Origin of the sequence: Erwinia sp. Leaf53, assembly GCF_001422605.1 — a bacterium.
Taxonomy (GTDB): Bacteria; Pseudomonadota; Gammaproteobacteria; order Enterobacterales; family Enterobacteriaceae; genus Erwinia.
Window position 1 is genome coordinate 86690 of sequence record NZ_LMLK01000022.1, and the last position, 25675, is coordinate 112364.

A 25675-nucleotide genomic window follows, 5' to 3' on the forward strand; every position below is an offset into this window, starting at 1 on the left:
TATCGGTCAGGTTGAAGTCTGGCTCTCATTGACAAAGGCGTACACATGCTCAGAGAAAATTTTAACGACCTGATCTATCTGGTGATGGTCGCCCAGGAGCGCAGCTTTACCCGGGCTGCGGCGAAGTTAGGCGTTTCTCAGTCGGCCTTAAGCCACGCGATCCGCGGCCTCGAAGAGCGTTTAAACACCCGTCTGTTAACCCGTACCACCCGCAGCGTGGCCCCGACCGAGGCCGGGGAAAACCTGATCCAGAGCGTCGGGCCGATGCTGCTGGATATCGAGAAAACGCTGCTGCAGCTGACCGACAGCCAGGGCATTACCGCCGGCACTATCCGTATTACCGCCGGCGAACATGCGCTCTCTTCCACGCTGTGGCCGCTGCTGAAACCCTTCCTGCAGCACTATCCGCAGGTGAAGGTGGAACTGTCGGCGGATAACTCGCTAACCGATATTGTTAACGGCCGCTTCGACGCCGGCGTCAGGCTCGGTGAGCAGGTCGAAAAGGATATGGTGGCGGTGCGGATTGGCCCGGACTGGAAAATGGCGGTGGTCGCCTCCCCCGACTATCTGCGGCAGCACGGCACGCCCGCCACGCCGTATGAGCTGCAGCAGCATAACTGTATCAATATGCGGCTGCCGACGATGGGCGGCTTGTACAGCTGGGAATTCAGCAAGGACGGCAAAGAGATCAACGTTAAGGTTGAAGGCCAGCTGGTGTTTAATAACCTTGCGTCGCGGGTCGATGCGGCGCTGTCCGGCATCGGCATCGCCTGCGTGCCGGAAGACTGCGTGGCTGAACACGTGGCTACCGGCCGGCTGGTGTCCATGCTCGGCGACTGGTGCCGACCGTTCAGCGGCTATTACCTCTATTATCCCAGCCGCCGGCAGCATACTCCGGCCTTTGCAAAACTGATTGAGGCGGTGAGATATCGCGGTTGAGGACCACCCCGCCGCGCCATGACCGCAAACACTCAGCCGATACTGCGCGGTTTTGCTGCATGCTGGCCGGTGGCCGGGCTGCAGAAGTGAGCAGGCAGCAGGTCTGCATGGCTCGGGATCCAACGGGTAAATGTCACCCCGCGCAGCGCCAGCGGGACGTGATCGACAGGGCTGAAGAAGAGCGCCTGAGGGTTGCAAGGGCAGCCGACCGCTGAGGGGTCACCGGCCAACAATCCGGTGCACGTTGCTCTCCAGCCAGTCGGCCAGCCCGGTGACCTGGCCTTCCACCTCGTGGCCAAGCGGCGTCAGCCGGTACTCGACGTGCGGCGGCACCACCTCCCAGGCAATACGCTCAACAAAACCGTCCTCTTCCATATAGCGCAGGGTCTGCGCCAGCATCCGTTCGCTGACGCCGCCAATTTTGCGGCGCAGTTCGCTAAAGCGCAGCGTGTCGTCGCGCAGCGCCAGCAGAACCAGCACGCTCCAGCGGCTGGTAATGCGTTTGAGCACGTCGCGGGACGGGCAGTTGACGTTCAGCAACTCGCCGCGTTGAAATTTTTCACTGAGGTTTTCAGACATTTATCCTGTTCTCTGCAAACTAACATTTCTGTAAGTACTTACTAAAAGTTAGTTTATCGTCCACACTCTTTCCACACCAGATAAAACTGAAGGAGTTAACGATGATTGCGATTACCGGTGCCACCGGCCAGCTGGGCCGTTTGGTGATTGATGCCTTACTGAAAAAAATCCCTGCCGCTGAAATCATTGCCTTAGTCCGCTCGCCGGAAAAAGCCGCTGACCTGCAGGCACAGGGCGTGACGCTGCGCGTGGCCGACTATAACCAGCCTGAAACGCTGGCCGGCGCCCTGACCGGCGTCAGCAAGCTGCTGCTGATCTCCTCCAGCGAAGTCGGCCAGCGCGTCGCGCAGCACCAGGCGGTGATCGACGCGGCCAAAGCGGCGGGCGTCGACTTTATCGCCTACACCAGCCTGCTGCGGGCAGACACCACCCCGTTGGGCCTGGGCGTAGAGCACCGCGCCACCGAGGCGCAGCTTAAGGCGTCGGGCATCCCGTTTGCGCTGCTGCGCAACGGCTGGTACACGGAAAACTACGCCGCCAGCATTGCGCCGGCGCTGGCGCATCACGCCTTTATCGGCGCGGTCGGTGAAGGACGCATTGCTTCTGCGGCACGCGTGGATTACGCCGAGGCGGCGGCGGAAGTGCTGGTGCGCGACGGCCAGGGCGGTAAGGTGTACGAGCTGGCCGGTGACGACAGCTACCAGCTGGCCGATTTTAGCGCGGAGATCGCCCGCCAGTCCGGCGAGCAGGTCGACTATGTCAATCTGCCGCAGGCCGAGTTTGCCGCCGCGTTGAAAGGTGCCGGGCTGCCGGATGGCCTGGCGGAGATGCTGGCCGACTCTGACGCCGGCGCAGCACAGGGCGGGCTGTTTGACGACAGCCGCACGTTAAGCGGGCTGATCGGCCGGCCAACCACGCCGTATGCTGAGGTGATTAAGGCCGCGCTGAAAGGCTGATGTTTTTCGCTGGCCGGTCAGTACAGGAAACGCCGCCCGGCCAGTGCGCAGTTTCTGCACCAGCCAGCGGGTTGACTAAGCAAGTCATCAGCCACTCGCTGGTTTTTACTGCGCTGGTCTGACCGGCGGCGCGGGGCCGTGGCTATCACGGGTTACGCCGGGCTTTCTGGCTGTGCGGTTCAGGGTGGGCTGTCACCGGCTGGCTCATCACCGCCTTACTCAGCGATTCAATAATATAGATCACCGGCATCTGGCTGGTGATGTTGATCACCTCTTCAATGCGCGTCTGCTTCATAAAGTAACAGAGCTGCGAGTCGGCCATCTGCGCCAGCGGCGAGCGGATATCGCTGGTGATGGCGATCACTTCACAGCCGGAGCTTTTCAGCTTAGCGGCGATCTCCAGCGTCGGCGGTGACTCTCCGGAGACCGACAGCACCAGCGCAATATCCCCCTGCCACGCCGAGGCCGACACCGGAAAGGTGGCATCGTCGATGTAAAAACACATTTTTCCGGTGCTGGAGAGATAGCGCGCGCCGTACTTGGCCATAATTCCGGAGATACCGGTGCCGACGAAGACGATGTTCTTTTTGCTTTTGATTTTCTCCGCGCAGCTGGCGATGGCGCGATCCATCTCGTCGTTGTTGATCAGGGTGAAAAAGCCCCGCGCTTCTTGCGCCAGGTCCACCGCGCTGCCCTGCGGATGCGTGTCCAGATAAGCCTTTAACCCCCGCTTAAAATCACTGTAGTTTTTGTAGCCCACCTTGTGGCAGAAACGCAGGATGGTGGTGGTGGAGACGTCGCAGGCGGCGGCGAACTCGCGGATGGTCATATAGCCGAGCGTGGCGTAATTTTTAATCAGATAGTCATAGACTTTGAGGTCGGTGTTGTTGAACTCCCTGACCCGCTGCAGATCGATCATGCTGCTCCCTGGTGCTTATCAGCTGCGCCGTAAAACCCATTCTTCAGGACGGGGAGGTGGTCAACACCCGCTGAAGTGAGCGCTTATCATAAGTCGCGCTTGTTTTTGTGACAAACGTATTTAATTTTTCCAAATGAAAATAAATTTTTTACATTCAAAAAAAAGCGATCTAAATAAAACCCTCAGCAACACAAACAAAATGTTTTTTTGAAAGCGCTATTTTTCACCATAAAAAACAGGGTGTTTTTATTACGATCTGTGACGTTTTTTATCTGTGACAACAATCACACAAGGGTCGCTAACCAGCTGTTTTTACTTGATGTAAAAACCTGGTCATGCCACCGTATCACTATCGACCGCATAGCAGAATGTATTTATCAGCAACGATTAAATTCTTTAACCGGCGATCGTGGCGAATGGAATATCACTAACAACGTGTGTTCATTGCTATTTCACCATCGGTCTGATACACGCCGCTTATATTCGCACAACGTCGGTTTAACCCGTTCATCCTTCAGGAGACAGCGTGATGACTTATCAATTTCCGGAAAACTTTTTATGGGGAGCCGCCACCGCCGCCAACCAGCACGAAGGCGGCTGGCAGGAGGGCGGTAAAGGGGTCAGCATCTGCGATATCTACCGCGGCGGCGATCTGCACACCGCCCGGGTAGTAACGCCGGAAATCCAGCCGGACGTCTTCTACCCGAACCACCACGGCACCGACTTTTACCATCGCTACGAAGAAGATATCCGCCTGCTGGGCGAGATGGGGCTGAAGTGCTTCCGCTTCTCCATCGCCTGGTCACGTATTTTCCCCGAGGGAACCGAACAACAGCCGAATGCCGAGGGGGTGGCGTTCTATGACCGGGTGCTGACCGAACTGGAAAAATACGGCATTGAGCCACTGGTGACGCTGTCACATTACGAGATGCCCTACGGGCTAACCAAAGCCTTTGGCGGCTGGGACAACCGCGAACTGATCGGCCATTTTACCCGCTACGCCGAAGCGGTGATGAGCCACTTCCGCGGCCGGGTGACCCGCTGGCTGACCTTTAACGAGATCAACATACTTACCCTGCCGTTCGGCGCGTTCCTCGGCGGCGGTATGATCTTCCCTCAGGGTGAGGACTCGCCGCAGCGCCGTTACCAGGCGATGCACCACCAGCTGGTCGCCAGCGCGCTGACGGTGAAAAAAGGCCATGAGATCGACCCCAACAACCAGCTGGGCTGCATGATTGCTTACCTGACCGCCTACCCGCGCACCTGTTCACCGCAGGACATGCTGTTACAGCAGCAGTGGAACGAAGAACACAATGCACTGGCGGGTGACGTTCACGTGCGCGGTCACTATCCGGCATGGGCACAGCGCTATTTCCGTGAAAACAACGTTACCCTGCAGCAGCGGCCTGAGGATGCGGAGATCCTGCGCGACGGCGTGGTGGATTTCTACAGCTTCAGCTACTACAACTCGGTGTGCGTCGGCGAGAGAGGCGAGAACGACCAGATCAGCGGCAACGGCCATATTGACGCGCTGGATAACCCGTACCTTAAGGCCAGCGACTGGGGCTGGCAGATCGACCCGCGCGCGCTGCGCTGGGTGCTGAACGGCCTGTCACAGCGTTACCCGAACACGCCGCTGATGGTGGTGGAAAACGGCCTCGGCGCGCTGGACGAGGTGGCGGCAGACGGTGCGATCCACGACGATTACCGCATCAGCTACCTGCGCGATCATATTGCTCAGCTGGGCGAAGCGGTGGCCGACGGCGTAAACGTGATTGGCTACACGCCGTGGTCGGCGGTTGATATCGTCAGCGCCGGCACCGGCGAGTACCGCAAGCGCTACGGTTTTATCTATGTTAACCGCCACGATGACGGCACCGGTGACTTTGCGCGCAGTCTGAAGGATTCGTGGTACTGGTATCGCGGAGTGATTGCGTCTAACGGGGCCGATCTGGCGTAAGTCGCTGTGGGGTTGGCACCCGGCTTACTGGGGATTGGCTTCAGGGCCGGGACGCTTTCGGTTCAGGTGTCTGGCCTGGCGGGGGGTAGCTTCCAGGCCGGGTCGCTTTAAAAACGGTGACGGGCTTATCGGGGGGGATATCCGGAACGCGGACACGCTGTGAATGCGTCCCTGCACGCTCGGCGTCGCGCATCCCTGCGCGCCGACGGTCCGCTTATCCGGATATCCCCCCCGATTGCCTTTCATCTGTTGTGTCGCTGCTCTAAAACCTTTGTACTGGACTCAGCACTAAGCACTAAGCACTAAGCACTAAGCACTAAGCACTAAGCACTAAGCATATAAAATCCATCCTTAGCCGCAACACTTTCCTCTAACGATTAATCTGAGCCTAAAGCCCTGCCTGTAACCGCAACGTAAGTGCCAGCAAGGGAGGCCGTTGGCGAGCAGGTTAGCCGGGCGTATGCCGCACGGATGCGGCATCCGAGCCTCCAGGGATGGATTATTTTTTAAAGCCCGTACTTTTGGGCTTTAAAAAATTAACGGCGCCCCGGCGTTCTGTCGCCAGCGGCCGAACCCGAAACCAGTATATGAAGCGATGCCTTTAAGACAGCAAAACAGTAGCTTACAAGGGAGGCCGCTGGCGAGCAGGTTAGCCGGGCGTATGCCGCAGGACGCGGCATCCGAGCCTCCAGGGATGGATTATTTTTTAAAGCCCGGACTTTTGGGCTTTAAAAAATTAACGGCGTCCCGGCGTTCTGTCGCCAGCGGCCGAACCCGGAACCAGTATATGAAGCGATGCCTTTAAGACAGCAAAACAGTAGCTTACAAGGGAGGCCGTTGGCGAGCAGGTTAGCCGGGCGTATGCCGCACGGATGCGGCATCCGAGCCTCCAGGGAAGGATTGTTTTTTAAAGCCCGTACTTTTGGGCTTTAAAAAATTAACGGCGTCCCGGCGTTCTGTCGCCAGCGGCCGAACCCGGCACCAATTCATGAAGCTATGCCCTTAAAGCAGCAACGCAAATGCCAGAGAGTGAAGCCGTTTGCGGGCAGCTGGCGGGTAGCAGCTGGCATCTGACGCGGGGGTTACTGCACCCCGTACTCCCGCAGGCTGTCGCGGCACGATTTCGCGATATCGGCGAGGTCCCACTCCCAGTGCTGCGGGCTGAGCAGCTCCGGGCACCAGCCGCCCCGATAGCCGGTTTCCCGCACCGCCGCCAGCCAGGCCGGAATATCCACATCGCCCTGCCCCGGCGCGTAGTCGCGCTGCACCCACTCATCCCAGGCTTCGCCCGGACGCGCCGCGCGGCCATCGCAAAAGTGCACGCCGTAGATCAGATTAACATCCATCGCCGCCACCTCTTCCGGCCGGGTGTTACCGCCCGCGTGCAGGTGCCAGAAGTCAACCACCAGGCCGACGTTGTCGCGGCCGCAGGCGGCGATCATATCCAGCCCCTGCTGCAGCGAGTTGAAGGCGGTAAACGCCACCACTTCGATCTGGAACTTCAGCCCTAAGGGTTTACCGATATCGGCGATCGCGCAGATATTTTCACGCAGGATGGCGTTGCGTTCTGCTTCCGGCAGGTGGTCCAGCTCGGTCAGCGCCATGATCTGCACCACCGGGCAGCGCAGCTCTACCGCAGCTTCGCAGATGCGCGCGGCTTCACGCAGCAGCGCCTCACGCTCCTCCGGCCGGTGGCGGCCAATGCGTTTCAGCGCGTTGATGCAGGTGATCTCAACCTGATTTTCCGCCATCAGCTCGCGGAAGCGGGCATAGCTGCCGCCGTTCTCCAGATAGCGGTACAGGTGTTCGGGCAGCAGTTCCAGCCCGTCAAATCCGGCTTCACGCGCCAGCCGCAGCTGGGTAACGGCGTTGCTGTACCAGACAGAGACGCCGTGCAGAGACAACTTCATGTTCGCTCCTTGATGCCGGCCAGCCGCTGAGCGCATCCACGACGCGCCCCGGCGGCTGGCCGCGGTTGAGTAAGCCTGTGCCGGCACGTATTACGCACCTGCGCGGCGATTATGTGATCAGATGCACCCGGGTGCAAACTGCATTTTGCAACCGGGTGCGATTTAAATCAATTCTGTGAGCATGATTTTATTTCTGAAATGAGGCCAATTGACTAATTTTCCATCATGGCAGAGATTCAGGTTAACAGCATGTTGCCATATGCGACGTAATGTTAATTATCCGGGCTGCTCTCATTCTTTCTTGCACCCGGGTGCATAAAAACAAAACCAACTGACCTGACAGGAAATAACAATGAAAAAATTCAAGTGGTTACTGATACTCATAAGCGCCCTCAGCGTATTCACAGCCCAGGCAAAAACCTATATGGTCGGCGTGGCGCTGGCCAATCTGGATCTCAACTTTGTCTCAATCCTGCGCAGCCAGATGGAGAAGCAACTGAACGAGAAAGGGGTTAAGAGCCAGTACGCCGATGCCAAAGGGGACGTGTCGCTACAGATCCAGCAGGTCGACGACTTTATCAATCAGGGAGCCGACGCCATTATCCTCAACCCGGTGGATACCCAGGGCGTGCTGCCGATTATCAGGGCGGCGCAGAAGGCCAATATCCCGCTGGTATTTGTTAACCGCAGGCCGGAAACCGCGCTGACCGGTAAGGTCGCCTACGTCGGTTCTGACTCCGCCGTCAGCGGCAAAATGGAGATCGAGGCGCTGGCGCAGCGGATGAATCATAAGGGTAATGTGGCGATCCTGATGGGCTCGCTGTCGACTGAAGAGGCGCGTCAGCGCACCAAAGCGGTGGAAGACTTTGTCAGCGCCCATCCGGGCATGAAGGTGGTGCAGAAGCAAACCGCCAACTGGCAGCGCAATGAAGCGGTGGATAAAACCCTCTCCTGGCTGCAGGACGGTAACCAGATTGACGCGATAGTTGCCAACAACGATGAAATGGCGATCGGTGCCATCATGGCGCTGGACCAGCTGAAGAAGAAAGATGTGCTGGTGGCGGGGATTGACGGTACGCCGGACGCGCTGCAGTTTGTTAAAAACGGCAAACTGGCGGTCACCATCTTCCAGGACGCCAAAGGTCAGGCGATCGGCGCGGTCGACGTTGCCCTGGCGATGCTGGCCGGTAAGAAAACCGAAGTCTATAACTGGGTTCCTTATCAGACCATTACCCAGGCCAATCTGCAGGAGTTTAGCGATAAAAACCTGAAGTAGACCCTCATCCGCAGGCGGCCATTCCGGTATGGCCGCCGTGCAGGTTTACGCCTTTATCCGCCGTAGCGCAGCAGGCAGCAAATTCAGCGCCGGCGGGTCAGCTTCGCCGCCATCTTCGTCACCGCGATAAACAGCACCGGTACCACGAAGATCGCCAGCAGCGTGCCGCTGATCATCCCGCCAAACACCCCGGTACCGATGGCGTGCTGGGTGCTTTCGCTGGCACCGGTTGCCAGCATCAGCGGCACCACGCCCAGCGTAAAGGCCAGCGAGGTCATCAGGATTGGCCGCAGGCGCAGGCGGGCGGCCTTTACCGTGGCCTCCAGCAGCGGCGTACCCTGTGCGTGCAGCTGCCGGGCGAACTCGACGATCAGAATGGCGTTTTTGGCGGACAGCCCGATCAGCGTAATCACCCCCACCTTAAAGAATACGTCGTTAGGCATCCCGGCGATCCAGACGGCAGCCAGCGCGCCTGCCAGTCCGGCCGGTACCACCAGCATCACCGCCACCGGCACCGACCAGCTCTCATACAGCGCCGCCAGCACCATAAACACCACCAGGACAGACAGCGCGGCCAGCAGCGGCATCTGCGCGGCGGTGTCGCGCTCCTGCAGCGAGCTGCCCGTCCACTCCAGCAGGTAACCTTTCGGCAGTTCTGCCATCAGCTGCTCCATTTTGGCCATCGCCGCGCCGCTGGAAGCCCCCTCCGCCGCGCCGCCGGAAATTCTGACCGCCGGATAGCCCTGAAAGCGGTTCAACTGCTGCGGGGCCTGGGTCCAGCCGGCGCTGGCGAAGGCGGAGAACGGCACCATCTCGCCGCTTTCGTTTTTCACATACAGCTTTAATACGTCCTGCAGGTGCATACGCCAGCCCACGTCGGCCTGCACGATCACCTGCTGGACGCGGCCGTCATCGGTGTAGTCGTTGACGTAGTAAGAACCGGTCGCCGCGGAGAGCGTCTGATTGATCTCCTCAAAGGTGACGCCCAGCGCCTGGGCTTTTTCACGATCCACGTCCAGCGCGGCGCTGACGCCTTCCGGCAGACCGTCGATATAGGCATACGCCGCCACGCCGCTCTGATTGGCCAGTTCGGTTAACTGCTGCGCCGCCGCCATCAGCGCGGCGTAGCCGTGGCCAGCACGATCCTCAAGCGCCAGCGTAAAGCCGGATGAGGTGCCCATCTCCGCAATCGCCGGCGGCATCAGGCTCATCACCGTGGCGTCAGGCTGTTTGCTCATCTCTTCCTGCACGTAAGCGGCTTCTCCGGCGGCGGTCGCGCCCTGACGCTGGTCCCACTCCCTGAGGGTGGTAAACGCCATCGCGGTATTCGGGCCGGAGCCGGAAAAACTGAAGCCAAATATCGACAGGTTGCTCTCCGTGCCCGGCCGCCCGGCGACCAGCGATTCCAGATGGCCGACCACCTCACGGGTGCGCTGCTGGGTCGCGTCCGACGGCAGCTGGATGGAGGTCATAAAGTAGCCCTGATCCTCGTCCGGCAGGAACGCCGAGGGCAGCGCCCGCCAGGCAAACAGCAGCACCACGCACAGCACGCCGTATAAGGCCAGCACCCGGCCACCGCGCTTTAGCGTGGCGCGCAGGCCGGACTCATAGCCGGCCGTCAGACGGTTAAAACCACGGTTGAAGCCGCCAAAAAAGCCTTTCTTCTCATCAGGATGTCCGTTTACCGGTTTGAGAAGCGAGGCGCACAGTGCCGGCGTCAGCGTCAGGGCCAGAAACGCTGAGATCAGGATCGACACCGCCATCGACAGCGTAAACTGGCGGTAGATAATCCCCACCGAGCCGCTGGCAAACGCCATCGGGATAAACACCGCGGTCAGTACCAGGGTAATACCGATAATCGCCGGAGTGATCTCCTGCATCGCCTGCTGCGTGGCCTGCTTTGGTGACAGACCCTGCTGCGCCATCAGCCGTTCAACGTTTTCCACCACCACGATGGCGTCATCGACGATGATGCCAATCGCCAGCACCATGCCAAACATGGTCAGCACGTTGATCGAAAACCCGCTGAGCAGCATCACGGTGAAGGTGCCCATCAGCGCCACCGGCGCGACGATGGCCGGAATAAAGGTGTAGCGCAGGTTCTGCAGGAACAGCAGCATCACCAGGAACACCAGCACCATTGCTTCCAGGAAGGTGTGGATCACTTTTTCAATCGACAGTTTGACGAACGGCGCGGTATCGAAGGGCACCGAAAACGCCATATCGTCCGGCAGCACGCCGTTCAGCTCCGCCAGGCGCGCACGCACGCCGGCGGCGGTGCTCACCGCGTTGGCACCGGGCGACAGCTGTATGGCCGCTGCCGTTGACGGCTGGCCGTTCTCGCGAATGGCAAAGGCATAGCTCTGCAGGCCCTGCTCCACCCGGGCCACGTCGCCGAGGCGCACCCGCGCGCCGTTGGCCTGCGCTTTCAGTGTAATATTGCGGAACTCCGCCAGTGAATGCAGCTGCCCGCGCACGGTCAGTGGATAGGTGACGCGTTGCCCTGCCGCCGCCGGCTCATCCCCCACCCGGCCGGGTGAGATCAGCGCATTCTGCGCGCTCAGCGCGGCAATCACCTCAGAAACCGACAGGCGATAACGGAACAGCTTGTCCGGATCCAACCAGACCCGCATCGCCTTTTCGGCACCGAACAGCTGCACTTTTCCGACGCCGGGCACGCGCTTCAGCTCGTCAGAGGCATTACGGGCAAACCAGTCGCTGAGATCCGCCTCGCTATGGCTGCCGTTGGGGGACTTCAGGCCGACCAGCATTAAAAAACCGGAGCTGGCCGCTTCGACGCTGAGGCCATTCTGCCGCACCGCGGCGGGCAGCCGCGACTCCACTTCTTTAAGTTTGTTCTGTACGTCCACCTGCGCCAGCTTGATATCGGTACCGGGACGGAAGGTGATGGAGATACTGGCGCTGCCGGACGTATCGCTGGAGGACTCAAAGTAGAGCAGGTTTTCCACGCCGGAGAGATCGCGTTCCAGCAGCGAGATGACCGAGGTATTCATCGTTTCCGGCGTAGCGCCCGGATAGCTGACGCTCACCGAAAGCTGCGGCGGGGCCACCGAAGGATACTGCGCCACGGGAAGCTGCGGAATGGCGATAACGCCGGAAAGGACGATAAAAAGAGCCACCACCCAGGCAAAAACAGGGCGATGAATAAAGAACTGCGGCATCGGTAATTTCCTTTCGCGTTACCACGTGTTAACAAAAAATAAAACAGATATGAATCCCTGTTTTGCACCTGTCTGACAGGACACAGCACGAAAGGTTCATGTTACGCTATTTTTTAATTAACGAAAATGACTTCACGTTGATCCTGTTTTACCCTGTTCACATCCCCTTTGCGGTTTTATCCTTATTTAAAATTCATTCAGACGTCTGCGGCGTTTTTTTATTTTTGCCGGATTTCCCAATGAATCATAAACAAAGTGGAAACGCCTTAGTACTTCCCTGAAAACCCCGGACCCAACGTCGCAATTCGATTACTTCCAGAAAAAACGAAATTTAATATCGCATTACCGGTCATTGATGAATCATTGATAATCGCTACGCATAATCGGTTTACACCGTCGGGTCGCTTACACCGATGACGCCCACCCGATTAAAATGCGTCACGCAGTCTGACAGACTTTCCTGAAAAGGAGGTCATGCGCTGCGTTGAAATTAAGGTTAACTCTATGTCGCAACTCACAGATATCAATACCCTGCCCGCGCTGCCCACTACGCCGCTGGCCCTTTTTATCGCCTTGTGCAGCGGGAAACTGATCCCCCATTCCCTGTGGCAATCCCCGAAGTTTCGCCGTAAGTATCTGTTGCGCGGACTATTGTTGCCGGTACCGACCTACACCCTCCTGACCATGCTTACCCGTCACCCGCACTATGAGCAGTTGCTCTCTTCACAACCCCGTCTGCCGTGCCGCAACCACCGCCCCTATCTGACCAACCGCCTGGGCAGGCAGGCGGGCGCACGGGCGGTAATCCTGCATTATCAGCACATTACCGAACGCCTGGGCGTAACTCTCTTTGCTCAGCACCTTGGCGGAGCGGGGCTCTGCCTTGCGCAGATCGCCGCGAAAGACGAGCAGCGTTATGTAATGAGCCTGATCTCAACGCATACCCTCGATCGCGAAGGCGAAGCGAGCATTATATTACGGGACGCCGCCGGGCAGCTGCTCTGTGAGCTGACCTTTACCCTTTGTCAGCACCACGGGCAATTAACCCTGATGATTGGCGGCCTGCAGGGGCCAAATAACCCGGACGCCCAGCAGATCGTGCAGCAGGCGACCAAAACGCTGTACGGACTGTTCCCGAAAAGAGTGGTATTCGAAGCGCTGCTCCAGGTCAGTAAATGGCTTGACGTGAAAGCGATCTGTGCGGTTTCAAACGCCACCCATGTCTACCGATCCCTGCGCTACGGCAGCCGAAAAAAACTGATGCACGCGGATTATAACGACTTCTGGGAAATGCTCGGCGGCACGGCGACCGCCGAAGGCTATTATTCACTGCCTGCGGCGATCCCCCGCAAAGAGATGGAAGAGATCGCCAGTAAAAAACGTTCTGAGTACCGCAAACGCTATGCGCTGCTTGACCAGCTCGAACAGGATATCAGGCAGGTGCTGCCGCGGCCGCTATCCACTCACGTGAACGCTTAGCCGACGTAACGTTTCAGCCGCCCACCCACCCGTTAATTCCCTTTGAAAAGACGCCTGCCATCACGTTTCTCAGAAATGGCGGCGTCCGTCATGGAAAATTAAACTATCTCGTATAGAAGATTAAGTAGCGCTGGTTCAGCAAAAAATACCGAAAAAGAGGCTCGTATGATCGTAACGCATCAATCACTTCGTTTCAGCAGCCTGGCCATCTTCCTCGCCCTTACCGCCCCTGCCTGGGCATTTGATTCGCTAACGGTGTTTGGCGACAGCCTGAGCGATACCGGCAACAACGGGCGCTGGACATGGAACAGCAGCCAGAACCCGCTCTACGATGAACAGCTGGCCAGCCATTACGGGCTGACGTTAACCCCTTCAGATGCCGGCGGCAGCAACTATGCTGCCGGTGGTGCCACGGCGGTGGCCGCGCTGAACGCCACCGATAACAGTGCGGCTCAGGTCGCCGCGTATCTGAGCCAGAACGGCGGCCGCGCCGACGCTAACGGCCTCTATATTCACTGGATCGGTGGCAACGATCTGGCCGCCGCCGCGACGCAACCGGCGCTGGCGCAGGGGCTGGCGGTGAACAGCGCCACCAGCGCCGCGGGCCAGGCCGCCAGCCTGCTGGATGCCGGCGCGGGGCTGGTGGTGGTACCTAACGTGCCGGATATCTCTGCCACCCCAACGCTGCTGGAACTGGTGTTGACGACAGGGCTGGGGGCAGCGGCAGCGCCGGCTATCCAGGCCGCGTATGCGTCACTGAACGCCGCGGCGACGCCAGACCTCGCCAGCCGTCAGCAGGCGATCGATCGCTCACTGCTGGCCGCTGCATCGGTCGTCAGCGGCAATTCCGCCGTTCAGCAGGCTATCGCCGCCCAGCTGAGCGCCGCTTACGCCACCGCCGCCCAGCAGGCTTCTGCGCTGACCGGCCTGTATAACCGTACCGAAGAGGCGGCGTTGCAGCAGCACGGCGGTAACATCGCGCTGGCCGACATCAACGCCGTGTTCCGGGAGCTGCTGGACGACCCGCTGGCGTTTGGCCTGACCAACACCGCCGGTATGGCCTGCCCGGCCGGCGTGGCCGCCACCGACTGCACCACCAGCACCAGCGGCTTCAACACCGCGCAGGATTATCTGTTTGCCGACCATTTCCACCCCGGCCCGCAGGTACACGACATTATCGCCCGGTACATTACCTCAATTGTTTCCGCCCCGCTGCAGGTCACGGCGCTGAACCAGGGCACGCTGGCGATGGTTAACGGCAGCCGCAGTACCCTCGATAGCCGCTATCAGCAGCTGCGTCAGAACCCGGCGGCCACCGGCGCGCTCGGCGCGTTTGGCGGCTACAGCGGCGGTTATCAGCGCTATCGCGATAACGGAGAAAACGGTTCCGGCAGGGGCAATGCCAACAGCCTGACGGTCGGCGTCGACTACCAGCTGAGCGACAATCTGCTGGTCGGAGGCCTGATCGCCGGTTCGCTGGACAACCAGCGCCCGGACGACCGCTACCGTTATGATGCCCGTGGTTTCCAGACCGCGTTGTTCAGCCAGCTGCGGCTGGGCCAGGCGTGGATCGCTGGCGACGTGCACTATCTGTCGGCGGACTTTGCCAATATTCAGCGTGATATCACCCTAGGACAACTGACGCGCACCGAAAAAGGCGAGACCAGCGGCAGGCTGTATGGTACGCGGCTGACGGCAGGCTACGACTTCGCGGCGACCGACTGGCTGACCACCGGGCCAACGCTGCAGTATGCCTGGGACTATGGCCACGTGCGCGGCTACAGCGAACAGGGCAACAGCAGTACGTCAATGCGCTTTGGCGACCAGAACGGCCACTCGCAGATCGGCAGCGCGGGGTGGCGTATTGATGCCCGCGCGGGTACGATCAATCCCTGGGCACAGGCCAGCTGGCGTCATCAGTTCGGCGATGACGTGTACCGCGCCAACGGCGGCCTGAAATCCACCGCGCTGACCTTCACCCGCGTCAGCGAGAAACAGGATAAGGACTGGGCCGAACTCTCCGCCGGGGCCACTATGCCGATCTCGGACAGGGTGTCGGCGTTTGCAGCGATTGCACAGACCGCCGGGCTGAGCGACGGCAACCAGACCCGTTATAACGCCGGTATCAGCGTAAAATTCTAATCAGCAAAATGTGATGAGCCTCATAGCCCGGTCCCCGGAGCATATTTCTCTATGTTCATGGCAGCTTATTTTATCTTTGCGCTTTTCATCCCGGCTAACGTACCGCAACTGTGTACGAGAACTAACGGGGATGAGAGATGGAAAAGCTGTTATACGGTGTGGCCTATTATCGTGAGTATCTGCCGGTAGAGCGGCTGGATGAGGACATCCGGCTGATGAAAGCCGCCGGGATCAACGTGGTACGCATTGCCGAGAGCACCTGGAGCACCTATGAACCGCGCGACGGCGAGTTTGATTTCAGCAGCGTGCTCACCGTGCTGGAACGGATGCATGCTAATCAGATCGCGGTGATTATCGGTACGCCAACCTACGCACTGCCCGCCTGGCTGGCAAAAAAACATCCGTCGGTGATGGCCACCACCCCACAGGGAGTCAATAAATACGGCCCGCGGCAGAAGATGGACATCACCAGCCCGGTCTATCTGCGCTACGCCGAGCGGATCATTCGCCAGCTGTTGCAGGCTACCGCGCAGCACCCGGCGGTGATCGGTTTTCAGGTGGATAACGAAACCAAGTATTACGACAGCTGTGGCGAACACGTGCAGCGCGGCTTTATTCAACAGCTTAAACAGCGTTTTAACGGCGATCTGCAGCAGCTCAACGCGGCGTTCGGTCTTGACTACTGGAGCAACCGCATCGATGCGTGGGAAGATTTCCCGCCGCTGGAAAGCACCATCAACGCCAGCCTTGGCGCCGCGTTTCAGCACTATCAGCGCCAGCTGGTCACCGATTTCCTCGCCTGGCAGGCGGCGCTGGTGCGCGAGTACCGGCAACCCGCGCAGTTTATCACCCATAACTTCGATTTTGAGTGGCGCACCTGGTCTTACGGCGTGCGCGGCGAGGTCGATCACTTTGCGGCGTCAGAAGCGCTGGATATTACCGGCGTGGATATCTACCACCCCAGCCAGCATCAGCTGACCGGTGCCGAAATCGCCTTCTGCGGTGATATCGCCCGCACCACCAAAGATGCCAGCTACCTGGTGCTGGAGACCGAAGCCCAGGCGTTTAAAAACTGGACCCCGTATCCGGGCCAGCTGCGGCTGCAGGCCTTCAGCCATATCGCCTCCGGCGCCGGGATGATCGGCTACTGGCACTGGCATTCGCTGCACAATTCGTTCGAAACCTACTGGAAGGGGCTGCTCAGCCACGACCTGCAGCCCAACCCGGTGTATCGCGAGGCGCAGCAGATCGGCGCGGAGCTGGCACGGCTGTCACCCCAGCTGGCCGGCCTGCAAAAACCCAACCGGGTAGCGCTGCTGGTCAGCAACGACTGCCTGACCGCCATCGACTGGCACCCGTATCAGGGGCATCAGTTTGGCCGTCACAGGGAGCATCAGTACAACGACCTGTTCCGCCGCTATTACGACACGCTGTACCGGATGAACGTTGAGGTGGATATCCTGACGCCGGACGACCCGCGCATTGAGCGCTATCAGCTGCTGGTGGTGCCGCTGCTGTATGCGGTAACGGACGAGGTACTGCAGCGTCTGAACCGCTTTGTCGCCGAGGGCGGCCATATCCTCTATTCGTTTAAATCGGGATTTGCCGACGCCGACCTGAAGGTGCGTCATGAACGGCAGCCGGCCATTATCCGTGAGACGATTGGGGCCAGCTATCAGCTGTTCGTTGAGCCGCATGAGGTCACGCTGCAGTCGGAGGTGCTGGATCTGCCGCCGCAGCACGGCGAGGTCAGCCACTGGATGGAGCTGCTGGAGGTGGATAACGCCGGAGCAGAGGTGTGGGCGCGCTATCAGCACCCTTACTGGGGAAAATACGCCGCCATCGTGCACAACCGCAGCGGCAAGGGCAGCGCCACCTATATCGGCTGCGACATCAGCGAAGCGGCGCTGCAGGCGGTAATGACCCGTCTGCTGCCGCAGGCCGGCGTGCACGACGTGAGCGGTCATCGCTTCCCGCTGGTGGTGAAGCACGGCGTGAGTCGTACCGGTCATTCACTGATGTTCTATCTCAATTTCTCGGCAGAGCCGCTGAGCGTGGCGTGGCCGGCCGCCGGCCGTGAGCTGCTGAGCGGCCACAGCGGACGGCACGGTGAGACCCTGACGCTGGCCGACTGGGGCGTGGCAATCGTTGAACTGGAGAAGCAGGCATGACGCAATCAACTCTGCCGGATGAGCTGCAGCGCATTGGCCTGAAGGAGCGGCTGGCCTTTGGCATCGGTGACTATGGCACCAATCTGACCTACACCATGATGGTGACCTTTCTCGCCTATTTCTACACCGACGTGGTCGGCATCTCCGCGCTGCTGATCGGTTCGCTGATGTTCTTCGCCCGCGTGCTCGACGGGATTATCTGTATCTGGGTCGGCATCCGCATCGATAAAACCCGTTCACGCCTCGGCAAGGCGCGGCCGTGGGTGCTGTGGACCGCGGTACCCTTTGGCCTGTCGGCGTTTTTAATGGCCACGGTGCCGGACGTCAGCTACGGCCTCAAGGTGGCCTACGTTTGCGTTACCTACCTGCTGGCCAACGTCTTTTTTACCGCCAACAATATCGCCTACGGATCGCTGCTGGCGCTGATCACCCGCGATCCCTATCAGCGCGGCATTCTCAGCGTATTTCGTAAAGGGCTGTCCACCTGCGGATCGCTGACGGTGGGGGTGCTGACCCTGCCGCTGGTGGCGCTGTTTGGCGACAGCCACGCCTCATGGGTGATCGTTTTCGCCATCTTCGGCTTCTTTACCGCGCTGCTCCTGCTGCTGACCGCCCTCGGCACCCGCGAACGCATTGAGCCGGTGAGCAAGGATAACAGCCAGCGTATTACCCCCCGCCAGGTGGTCAGCTCGATGCTGGCGAACCGCTACTGGCTGATTATGTTCTTCTATCTGCTGATCACCTTTACCGGCTTAACCGCGCTCTCCGCCGTCGGCGTTTACTACTCGAAGTATATTCTCGACGACGTGTCGCTGATCGCCTACATCAGCATGGCGCAGTATATTCCCGGCCTGCTGACGCTGCTGATTATACCTTTCCTGCTGAAAAGGCTGGGTAAACGCCGGCTGGCGATGCTGGGCCTGCTGGTCAGCTCGCTGGCCTACCTGCTGCCGCTGCTGGGTAAACAGGACGCGCTGTTTGTGATTATCGCGACCGCCATCCGCAGCGTCGGCTTCTGCGGCATCGGGGCGACCATGTTTGCGCTGCTGGCAGATACCATCGACTACGGCGAGTGGCGCACCGGGCTGCGCATCGAAGGTATCCTGTTCAGCGCCGGCACGCTGGGGCAGACGCTGGGTATGGGGCTGGGCACCGCCAGCGTCGGCTGGATCCTCGGTGCCGCCGGCTTTGTCAGCGGCGGCAGCACACCGCAGCCGGCCACGGTGGTCGAAACCATCGAGTTTCTGTTTATCTTCTTCCCGCTGATCCTCGCCGCGCTGAACCTGCTGCTGCTGTGGTTCTACCGGCTGGATGAGATCTACCCGCAGGTGGCGGCGGACCTCTCCGCCGGGCGCTACCAGCAGGGCGTCAGCGGCACAGCGGTATCGACCGGAGAGCAGTTGCCCGGTCAACCGTGAGCGATAGCACAAAAGTAACCTGCGGCCTCCGGTGAGACGGGGGCCGCGGCTATACTAGCCGCACTTACTTCCGCCGGATGCCGCCGATGACCGCGTCAGACAACGCCGAGCTGTTAAACTTCTCCCCGCTGATGAAGCGCTTTACCTTTAACGCCTTTATGGTTTCCGGCTTTACGCCTATCACGCCCGGCAGCAAGCTTGACTGGTTTATTCACCGCCCCAGCGGCATGAAGGGTTATATGCTTAATCTGACCCTGAAAGGCCGTGGCGTGATCCATCACGCCGACGGGCAGTTTTGCTGCAGTGAGGATGAGATGCTGCTCTTTCCACCCGGGGTGATCCACCATTACGGTCGCGCCAAAGAGAGCCCGGCGTGGGATCATCTGTGGATCTATTTTATCCCGCGCCCCGGCTGGAGCGACTGGCTGCGCTGGGATCGCTACCAGGGCCAGATTGGACGCACGGCGCTTGATGCGACCGCCAGCCGGCAGATGGCGCTGCTGTTTAAAGAGGTGATCCGTTGGAACGCGGCGGCGGAGCCGCTGGCCGAGGCGCTGGCGATGAACACGCTGGAGCGGCTGATACTGCAGACTTTTCAGCTGCAGCCCGCCAGCAACCGGCAAAACCGCGACCCGCGCATCCAGACGGTGTGCCACTACATCAATGAACACCTGGCCGAGGAGACCCGGGTAGAGCAACTGGCGCGCATGGCTTTTATCTCCACCTCGCGGCTGGCGCACCTGTTCCGCAAAGAGATGGGCACCACCCTTTCCGCCTGGCGCGAGCAGCAGCGCGTCTCCCGCGCCTGCGATCTGCTGCAGCAGACGCAGCTGTCAATTGCCCAGGTGGCGCGCGCGGTCGGCTATGAAGACCCGCTCTACTTCTCGCGCATCTTCAGCCAGCACCGCACGTTAAGTCCACGCGAATACCGTAAAAAGTTCGATCAGGCACCGCTGTTTTGACCGGTGAGGATGATCCGGAAGCGTGGCATTACAGAAAAGGAGGCGCCAGGCTTAAAGATCACTGGACAGCGAAGTATAAAGACGCTGAGACAGAAAAGCGGAGAGAATGGCTAATGGCTAATGGCTAATGGCTAATGGCTAATGGCTAATGGCTAATGGCTAATGGCTGCCGGGTGCCGGGTGCCGGGTGGCAGGATAAACCTGACGGAAAAAGGGCCCTGAGTTCCCTCAGAGCCCTTTGTAAAAGCGCTTGCGCTGCCCGCCACATCAGTGACCGAAAGGCGGGGTTACCCCCGCCAGTGGTTCGCTACTTACCCGGTTCGCAGGTCATCATCGCCGCCACCTCCCTGAACGGATCCCGGTAGCGGATCTCACACAGCGATTTCCGCATCAGAAACGTGAATATTAACAGCGTTAAACACAGCGTTAATACGCACCAGAACAGGGTGCTTTGCGGCAGTTTCATGACCTTCTTCTCCTTGCCTTGCGGCAGGTAAGAGGATACCCTGATGTTGCGTGTCATACAGGGGCCTCGGGGTTAATGAGAATTAACTTCGGGGCTTTTCTGCATCTGCCTCACGCACATCAGCACTGCTGCCGACGACCTGAAGCAGAAGCCTCAAGCGCCGGGGTCATTATACTGCCATCTGCCTGTTCATACCTGACGATTAAGCCAGGAATCTGTCCAAAAACATAGTGTTACGGCAACGCGTTAATCGCCTCGCCCACGGATTATCGGCCCTCTCCGCCCTGGCGGAACTGCCGTTTCGTCAGAGATATCAGTGGTGCAGCATCTCGTCAACCACCTGCGCATCGTTCAGCTGATAAGGATAGTAAGTCGGCCAGTTGTCCATCTCTTTCAGCAGCGCTTCCTGAGAGGTATTTCCGGTGAAGATATGGAAATGCGCGGACTTGCGTGGGCCGATGGTGTGGTCGCTGAACTGCACAAACTTCGGTGCGCTGCTGCGGGCATCTTTGCACTCGAACAGGTAGCGCACGCCTTTTTTACCGGAGGCGTAGGTCAGAATTTTGTAGCCGGCGTAGTCGTAGCGGCAGGCGCTGCTTTTGTCGCCGCGATGGAACTCCATCACGCCGTTTTCGATACCCAGCATATCCACATCGGTGGCGTAGCCTTTGCGATAGTACTCTTTGAATTCTGCCGCCGTTTTACTGCCGTCCTGCTTAGCCTTTTTCTCAAACACCGGATCCAACGCCCCCTTCTGCAGCAGCGGATAAACCGACTGCCAGACGCCTTCCCAGTCGGTCAGCGCGCGGTCTTTCACGTCTTTATCCGCAAATACGCCTGCCGCCGCCTGGGTTTCAGCCGCGGTCAGCGGCTTGCCGTGATCGTGATGGCCATGGGCCAGCGCCTGATAGCTGAAGCATAATGTTCCCAGAACCACTGCCAGTTTTGTTACCTGTACCAAGGGGGGATCCTCTCTCTCTGTTATTTTATGTTACGTTATAACATATTGTGATGCATTTCAATCAAAGTTCCTCGATCGTCTCTAAAGTTCAGTACCGCAACGTCCTGCTGTGAAGCCGTGCGGAATGCCAGCATTGCCTGCGTGCATTAAGCCCAACCGATACACCTGTGGTTATGCCTGACTTCCTGTTTGCACTTAAAATAAAAAATGCACATATGTGCAAATGCATCGCAAAACTGTCATACGGCGTCGCTATAGTCCGCTTACTCTTTCACTGACCGAGGTCAGAGCGTGTCTTATCAAGCTGAACGCCCGACAACGATTTCCCCGTGGCAGCGGTTACGTCACGGTTTCGCCATCGCCAGCCATGAGCCGGCCAACCTGCTGGGCATGCTGCTGGTGCTGCTCTTCAGCGGATTAATTCTGGCACCGGTACTCTCGGTACTGGTGAACGCCGTGCTGGTGCAGAGCGGCGACGAGAACCGCACCGCCGCCGCAGAAGGCAGCCTCACCGCTTACTACCTGCTGCGCACCCTCACCTCACGGATGTCCGAACTGCTGCTGTGGACGCCGCTGCTCAACACGCTGACGGTGGCACTGTTTACCGTGGCCGGTGCGCTGCTGATCGGCGTGGTGCTGGCCTGGCTGGTTAACCGCACCGATCTCGCCGGGCGCAAAAGCTTCGCCACGCTGCTAATCGTGCCCTTTATGCTGCCCTCCTGGACCTTCGCGCTGGCGTGGAGCACCCTGTTTAAAAACCAGGCGATCGGCGGCCAGCCCGGCTGGCTGGAAGCAATGGGCATTCAGACGCCAGACTGGCTGGCCTACGGCGCGTTTCCGATGGTGGTAATTATGGTGCTGCACTATGCGCCGCTGGTGATACTGATGGTCGGTAACGCGCTGCGCAGGATGGACAGCCAGATGGAGGAGTCCGCACGCGTGCTGGGCGCATCGCGCCGCACTATTGCCCTGCGCGTTGTCCTGCCGCTGCTGCGCCCGGCGCTGCTCTCAGGCGCGCTGCTGATCTTCGCCGACTGCATCGGCGAGTTCGCCCTGCCCTATATTCTCGGCCTGCCGGTACACTTTGATACGCTGTCTACCGGCCTGTATCGCGCCATCGGCACCCGTCAGTCTGGCGTGGCAGCGGTGCTGGCCTCGGTGATTATGCTGATGGGGATGGTCACCCTGCTGCTGGATATGAAGATGCTGCGTGAGGCGAAACGCTTTGTCACCGTCGGCGGCAAAGGGGTAATGGAGCGCCGCCGCGGGCTGGGCAGCTGGCGCATCCTCGCCGCCGCCGCGCCGCTGGCGTTTGTGCTGCTGGGGGTGGCGATCCCGCTGCTGACCCTGTTCCTCTCTACCATCATGATCCTGCCCGGGCGCTTTAACAGCGACAACTTCACCTTTGCTTACTGGATCGGCCACAACCTCGATACCGTGGCGCTGCACAGCGGTATTCTGTTGACCGGCGAGTTCTGGCGCGCTGCGGGCAATACGCTGGTGATTGTCGGTTCGGCCTCGCTGGCCTGCGGCGTACTGGGGCTGCTGGTGGGCTATGCGGTGATGCGCTGCCACCTGCGCTGGGTCGGCACCTTCCTGCGTCAGGTGACCTTTGTGCCATACCTGGTGCCCGGCATCGCCTTCGCCGCCGCGTTTTTATCGTTGTTTGCGGTCAGCCACGGTCCACTGCCCGCGCTGTACGGCACGCCGCTGATTCTGGTGCTGGCGCTGATCGCCGAAAAGATGCCCTACGCCAGCCGCTCCGGCATCGCGGCGATGACCCAGCTGGGCAAGGAGGCGGAAGAGGCCGCTCGCGTGGCCGGTGCAGGCTGGTTGTCGCGTATCTGCCGCATCGTTATCCCGATTCAGGCCGGGCCGCTGGCCACAGCGATCCTGCTGCCGTTTATCTCCGGCATTAAGGGCGTCAGCCTGTTTATTATCCTGGCCATCCCCGCGACCGACGTGTTGACCACCTACTCACTGCGCCTGATTGATTACAACTACCAGCAGGCGGCCAATGCCGTGGTGCTGATGATCGCCCTGATTTCATGGGCCGGTACCCTGCTGATCCAGAAGATCACCGGCAGCGGGCTGGCCAGCGGACTGGAGAACTGACATGCCCTCAATTCAGCTAAGCAACCTGAGCAAACGCTATCCCGGCAGCGAGACGCCGGCGGTGAACAACGTCAGCCTGACGGTAAAAGACGGCGAGTTTTTGTGCCTGCTGGGCCCGTCCGGCTGCGGCAAAACCACCATCCTGCGGATGATTGCCGGTATAGAGCACGCCAGCGGCGGTGAAATCACCATTGGCGACCGGCTGGTCGATTCCGTGGCGCGCGGCACATATCTGCCGCCGGAAAAACGCGGTATCGGGCTGGTATTTCAGAGCTACGCGCTGTGGCCGCATATGACCGTCGAACAGAACGTCGATTTCGGCCTGCGCCTGCAGAAGCTGCCTGCACGCGAGCGCAGCGCCCGCTGCCAGGACGTAATGGAGAAGCTGCGCATCGCCGACTATGCACGCCGCTATCCGGCGCAGCTCTCCGGTGGCCAGCAGCAGCGGGTGGCGCTGGCGCGGATGCTGGCGGTTAACCCCGGCGTGCTGCTGCTCGATGAGCCACTTTCCAACCTCGACGCCACGCTGCGGCTGGAGATGCGCGCCGAGCTGAAGCGCCTGCATGCCACCTTTGGCACCACCATCATGTTTGTCAGCCACGACCAGTGGGAAGCGATGACGCTGGCCACCACCATTGCGGTGATGAGCGCCGGTGAGATGCAGCAGGTCGGCACGCCGGATGCGATTTACGCGCGTCCTGCCAACCGCTTTGTGGCGGAGTTTATCGGCACGCCGAAGCTGAATATGATCCCGCTGCATCAGCCTGTGAGCCTGCTCTCGGAACATCTGCAGCAGCGCTACCCGAGCGTTAACGGGGAGGCCTGCGCGTGCGGCATCCGTCCGGAAGAGATCGTGCTGCATGAACGACCTTATCCGCACAGCGTCGCGATGACCCTCGACAATATTATGCCCACCGGCGGCAGCTGGGTGATTGAGCTGGTCAACGGCCACGACCGGCTGTTCCACTCCACCCAGCTGCGCCCGCGCTGGCAGGCCGGCCAGCAGGTTTACTGCCAGCTGCCGGCCGATGCGCTGCACTTCTTTACCCCCGCAGGCCAGCGCCACGAGCCGGCCGCCGCCGATTTTTCACTTTTCACTCAGGAAGCAGGATGAAACAGACTCTGACCGCCCTCGCCGTTTTTGCCGCACTGACCGCCAGCCCGCTGACCCACGCACAGGACAGCCAGCTACAGGCGCTGATCGACGCCGCCCGTCAGGAGCAGCCGATTACCGTCTACGCCTCCACCGGCAAAATTGTTCAGCAGGCCAAATCCTTCAGCGCGCAGTACGGCCTGCAGGGGGTGGGCGTAAAGGCCGATGCGCCGCAGATCATTGAAATTATGAGCCGCGAAGCACAGGCCAAAAACGTGCGCACCGACGTGGCGATCGTGGAAGACGCGCCGGCGGGGATCACCCAGCTGCTGGATAAAGGCTACGTACAGAGCTGGGTGCCCGACGACCTGAAGGGCAGCATCGCCGACCGCTATCAGCAGCCGCTTACCCTGGTACTGGCCCCTAACGTGTTTGCCTATAACACCGCTCATCACGCCACCTGCCCGGTGAACAACATCTGGCAGCTGACCCAGCCGGCGTGGCGCGGCCGGGTGGCGATGCAGGACCCGGGCAGCAAGCCGGCCTACACCGACTGGTTCAGCCAGCTGGAGACCCATTATGACGCACAGATCCGCGCGGCCTATCAGCAGGCGTTTGGCAAACCGCTGCAGACGACTGAAGCTTCGGCCACCGCCGCCTGGGTCAAGGCGCTGGCGGCCAACGGCGTGCTGCTGACCCATTCCGATAACGATGCTGCCGCCGCCATCGGCGCGCCGGACGCCAAATCCGATTTTGTCGGGCTGGTCTCTACCGCCAAGTTTCGCGATAACAAACAGGGCATGACGCTGGGGCTGTGCAGTGGCATGCAGCCGTTTATCGGCTGGAACTACCCGAGCCTCGGGGTGATCGCCACCGGCAGCCGCAGCCCGAACAGCGCGAAGCTGTTTATCCGCTATCTGCTGAGCGCCGAAGGCATCGCGCCGCAGGGGGTGGACGGCAAGATGTCGACCAACCCGGCGGTCAGCCTGCCAGCGGATGAGGCCTCCGGCATTGGCGCGCACCGCGGCGAGCTGATGGAGTACCTGACCGCCACGGCGAAAGAGGACTGGCGCAGCCGCCAGGACTGGCAGGACCTCTGGAGCCTGAGCGTTAAAAAATAACCGACCGCCGCGCCGGGCGCGGCGGT

Annotated in this window: 18 protein-coding genes and 1 pseudogene; 12 read left to right on the forward strand and 7 right to left on the reverse strand. The window is 60.0% G+C overall.

Annotated elements, in window-relative coordinates:
* Positions 1–45: 45 nt before the first annotated feature.
* Entirely contained in the window at positions 46–939 is an 894-nt protein-coding gene (locus tag ASF13_RS14225; RefSeq protein ID WP_056237370.1) for a LysR family transcriptional regulator, read from the forward strand.
* A 219-nt stretch (positions 940–1158) separates the two neighbouring features.
* Here the strand turns inward: ASF13_RS14225 and ASF13_RS14230 are convergent, their stop codons facing one another.
* Complete coding sequence (locus ASF13_RS14230; protein ID WP_056237372.1) at positions 1159–1518, reverse strand: helix-turn-helix domain-containing protein; 360 nt, start codon at positions 1516–1518, stop codon at positions 1159–1161.
* Positions 1519–1619: 101 nt separating this feature from the next.
* Between ASF13_RS14230 and ASF13_RS14235 the strand changes: the two genes are divergently transcribed.
* Positions 1620–2474: an SDR family oxidoreductase gene (locus ASF13_RS14235; RefSeq protein WP_056237376.1), complete on the forward strand. Its 855-nt coding sequence runs from the start codon at positions 1620–1622 to the stop codon at positions 2472–2474.
* Between the two features lie 145 nt (positions 2475–2619).
* On the opposite strand, the gene ASF13_RS14240 is transcribed toward ASF13_RS14235, so the two are convergent.
* Complete coding sequence (locus tag ASF13_RS14240) at positions 2620–3393, reverse strand: MurR/RpiR family transcriptional regulator (RefSeq protein WP_056237379.1); 774 nt, start codon at positions 3391–3393, stop codon at positions 2620–2622.
* Between the two features lie 529 nt (positions 3394–3922).
* Between ASF13_RS14240 and ASF13_RS14245 the strand changes: the two genes are divergently transcribed.
* A complete protein-coding gene (locus ASF13_RS14245) occupies positions 3923–5353 on the forward strand; it encodes a glycoside hydrolase family 1 protein (RefSeq protein ID WP_056237382.1) in 1431 nt (476 codons plus the stop codon).
* A gap of 1082 nt (positions 5354–6435) precedes the next feature.
* On the opposite strand, the gene ASF13_RS14250 is transcribed toward ASF13_RS14245, so the two are convergent.
* Positions 6436–7263 (reverse strand): sugar phosphate isomerase/epimerase, encoded by an 828-nt coding sequence (locus tag ASF13_RS14250; RefSeq protein ID WP_056237386.1) that lies wholly within the window; start codon positions 7261–7263, stop codon positions 6436–6438.
* A gap of 352 nt (positions 7264–7615) precedes the next feature.
* On the opposite strand from ASF13_RS14250, the gene ASF13_RS14255 reads away from it, so the two are divergent.
* Entirely contained in the window at positions 7616–8539 is a 924-nt protein-coding gene (locus tag ASF13_RS14255; RefSeq protein WP_056237390.1) for a substrate-binding domain-containing protein, read from the forward strand.
* 83 nt (positions 8540–8622) lie between these two features.
* Here ASF13_RS14255 and ASF13_RS14260 read toward each other — a convergent pair whose 3' ends face one another.
* Positions 8623–11721, reverse strand: a complete 3099-nt coding sequence (locus tag ASF13_RS14260; protein ID WP_056237391.1) for a multidrug efflux RND transporter permease subunit — start codon at positions 11719–11721, stop codon at positions 8623–8625.
* Between the two features lie 504 nt (positions 11722–12225).
* On the opposite strand from ASF13_RS14260, the gene ASF13_RS14265 reads away from it, so the two are divergent.
* The 5 genes from ASF13_RS14265 (at position 12226) to araC (ending at position 19893) form a co-directional block, all read left to right on the forward strand.
* Entirely contained in the window at positions 12226–13200 is a 975-nt protein-coding gene (locus ASF13_RS14265) for a VirK/YbjX family protein (RefSeq protein ID WP_072166405.1), read from the forward strand.
* A gap of 165 nt (positions 13201–13365) precedes the next feature.
* On the forward strand, positions 13366–15342 hold the full coding sequence (locus ASF13_RS14270; protein ID WP_056237397.1) for an autotransporter domain-containing esterase: 1977 nt from the start codon (positions 13366–13368) through the stop codon (positions 15340–15342).
* A gap of 137 nt (positions 15343–15479) precedes the next feature.
* Entirely contained in the window at positions 15480–17513 is a 2034-nt protein-coding gene (locus ASF13_RS14275) for a beta-galactosidase (protein WP_056237401.1), read from the forward strand.
* The gene (locus ASF13_RS14280; RefSeq protein ID WP_056237404.1) at positions 17510–18931 is read left to right on the forward strand and encodes an MFS transporter; all 1422 of its coding nucleotides are present in this window, start codon (positions 17510–17512) and stop codon (positions 18929–18931) included. Before ASF13_RS14275 ends, ASF13_RS14280 begins: the two co-directional genes overlap by 4 nt.
* 86 nt (positions 18932–19017) lie before the next feature.
* Positions 19018–19893, forward strand: a complete 876-nt coding sequence (gene araC, locus ASF13_RS14285) for an arabinose operon transcriptional regulator AraC (protein ID WP_056237407.1) — start codon at positions 19018–19020, stop codon at positions 19891–19893.
* A gap of 307 nt (positions 19894–20200) precedes the next feature.
* Here araC and ASF13_RS14290 read toward each other — a convergent pair whose 3' ends face one another.
* From ASF13_RS14290 to zinT, 3 genes and pseudogenes are all read right to left on the reverse strand, one after another.
* Positions 20201–20359: a type I toxin-antitoxin system Hok family toxin gene (locus ASF13_RS14290; protein ID WP_056237410.1), complete on the reverse strand. Its 159-nt coding sequence runs from the start codon at positions 20357–20359 to the stop codon at positions 20201–20203.
* Positions 20328–20420 (reverse strand): annotated as a pseudogene (locus ASF13_RS25235) (DUF5431 family protein); the annotation flags it as partial. The pseudogene ASF13_RS25235 and the gene ASF13_RS14290, both read right to left, overlap by 32 nt.
* Positions 20421–20672: 252 nt before the next feature.
* Complete coding sequence (gene zinT, locus ASF13_RS14295; RefSeq protein ID WP_056237412.1) at positions 20673–21320, reverse strand: metal-binding protein ZinT; 648 nt, start codon at positions 21318–21320, stop codon at positions 20673–20675.
* 291 nt (positions 21321–21611) lie between these two features.
* Here zinT and ASF13_RS14300 point away from each other — a divergent pair, with 291 nt between their 5' ends.
* The 3 genes from ASF13_RS14300 to ASF13_RS14310 are packed head-to-tail and all read left to right on the forward strand — an operon-like array spanning position 21612 to position 25649.
* A complete protein-coding gene (locus tag ASF13_RS14300; protein ID WP_056237416.1) occupies positions 21612–23435 on the forward strand; it encodes an iron ABC transporter permease in 1824 nt (607 codons plus the stop codon).
* A 1-nt stretch (position 23436) separates the two neighbouring features.
* Positions 23437–24549 carry an ABC transporter ATP-binding protein gene (locus ASF13_RS14305; protein WP_056237419.1) on the forward strand — a complete coding sequence of 371 codons (1113 nt, stop codon included), beginning with the start codon at positions 23437–23439 and terminating at the stop codon, positions 24547–24549.
* A complete protein-coding gene (locus ASF13_RS14310) occupies positions 24546–25649 on the forward strand; it encodes an ABC transporter substrate-binding protein (RefSeq protein ID WP_056237422.1) in 1104 nt (367 codons plus the stop codon). The genes ASF13_RS14305 and ASF13_RS14310 overlap by 4 nt, the downstream gene beginning before the upstream one ends.
* Positions 25650–25675 lie beyond the last annotated feature (26 nt).

Bases quoted from the DNA above. Each gene is read 5' to 3' on its own strand.
- ASF13_RS14225 (WP_056237370.1), top strand. From the start codon at position 46: ATGCTCAGAGAAAATTTTAACGACCTGATCTATCTGGTGATGGTCGCC.
- ASF13_RS14230 (WP_056237372.1), bottom strand. From the start codon at position 1,518: ATGTCTGAAAACCTCAGTGAAAAATTTCAACGCGGCGAGTTGCTGAAC.
- ASF13_RS14235 (WP_056237376.1), top strand. From the start codon at position 1,620: ATGATTGCGATTACCGGTGCCACCGGCCAGCTGGGCCGTTTGGTGATT.
- ASF13_RS14240 (WP_056237379.1), bottom strand. From the start codon at position 3,393: ATGATCGATCTGCAGCGGGTCAGGGAGTTCAACAACACCGACCTCAAA.
- ASF13_RS14245 (WP_056237382.1), top strand. From the start codon at position 3,923: ATGACTTATCAATTTCCGGAAAACTTTTTATGGGGAGCCGCCACCGCC.
- ASF13_RS14250 (WP_056237386.1), bottom strand. From the start codon at position 7,263: ATGAAGTTGTCTCTGCACGGCGTCTCTGTCTGGTACAGCAACGCCGTT.
- ASF13_RS14255 (WP_056237390.1), top strand. From the start codon at position 7,616: ATGAAAAAATTCAAGTGGTTACTGATACTCATAAGCGCCCTCAGCGTA.
- ASF13_RS14260 (WP_056237391.1), bottom strand. From the start codon at position 11,721: ATGCCGCAGTTCTTTATTCATCGCCCTGTTTTTGCCTGGGTGGTGGCT.
- ASF13_RS14265 (WP_072166405.1), top strand. From the start codon at position 12,226: ATGTCGCAACTCACAGATATCAATACCCTGCCCGCGCTGCCCACTACG.
- ASF13_RS14270 (WP_056237397.1), top strand. From the start codon at position 13,366: ATGATCGTAACGCATCAATCACTTCGTTTCAGCAGCCTGGCCATCTTC.
- ASF13_RS14275 (WP_056237401.1), top strand. From the start codon at position 15,480: ATGGAAAAGCTGTTATACGGTGTGGCCTATTATCGTGAGTATCTGCCG.
- ASF13_RS14280 (WP_056237404.1), top strand. From the start codon at position 17,510: ATGACGCAATCAACTCTGCCGGATGAGCTGCAGCGCATTGGCCTGAAG.
- araC (WP_056237407.1), top strand. From the start codon at position 19,018: ATGACCGCGTCAGACAACGCCGAGCTGTTAAACTTCTCCCCGCTGATG.
- ASF13_RS14290 (WP_056237410.1), bottom strand. From the start codon at position 20,359: ATGAAACTGCCGCAAAGCACCCTGTTCTGGTGCGTATTAACGCTGTGT.
- ASF13_RS14305 (WP_056237419.1), top strand. From the start codon at position 23,437: ATGCCCTCAATTCAGCTAAGCAACCTGAGCAAACGCTATCCCGGCAGC.
- ASF13_RS14310 (WP_056237422.1), top strand. From the start codon at position 24,546: ATGAAACAGACTCTGACCGCCCTCGCCGTTTTTGCCGCACTGACCGCC.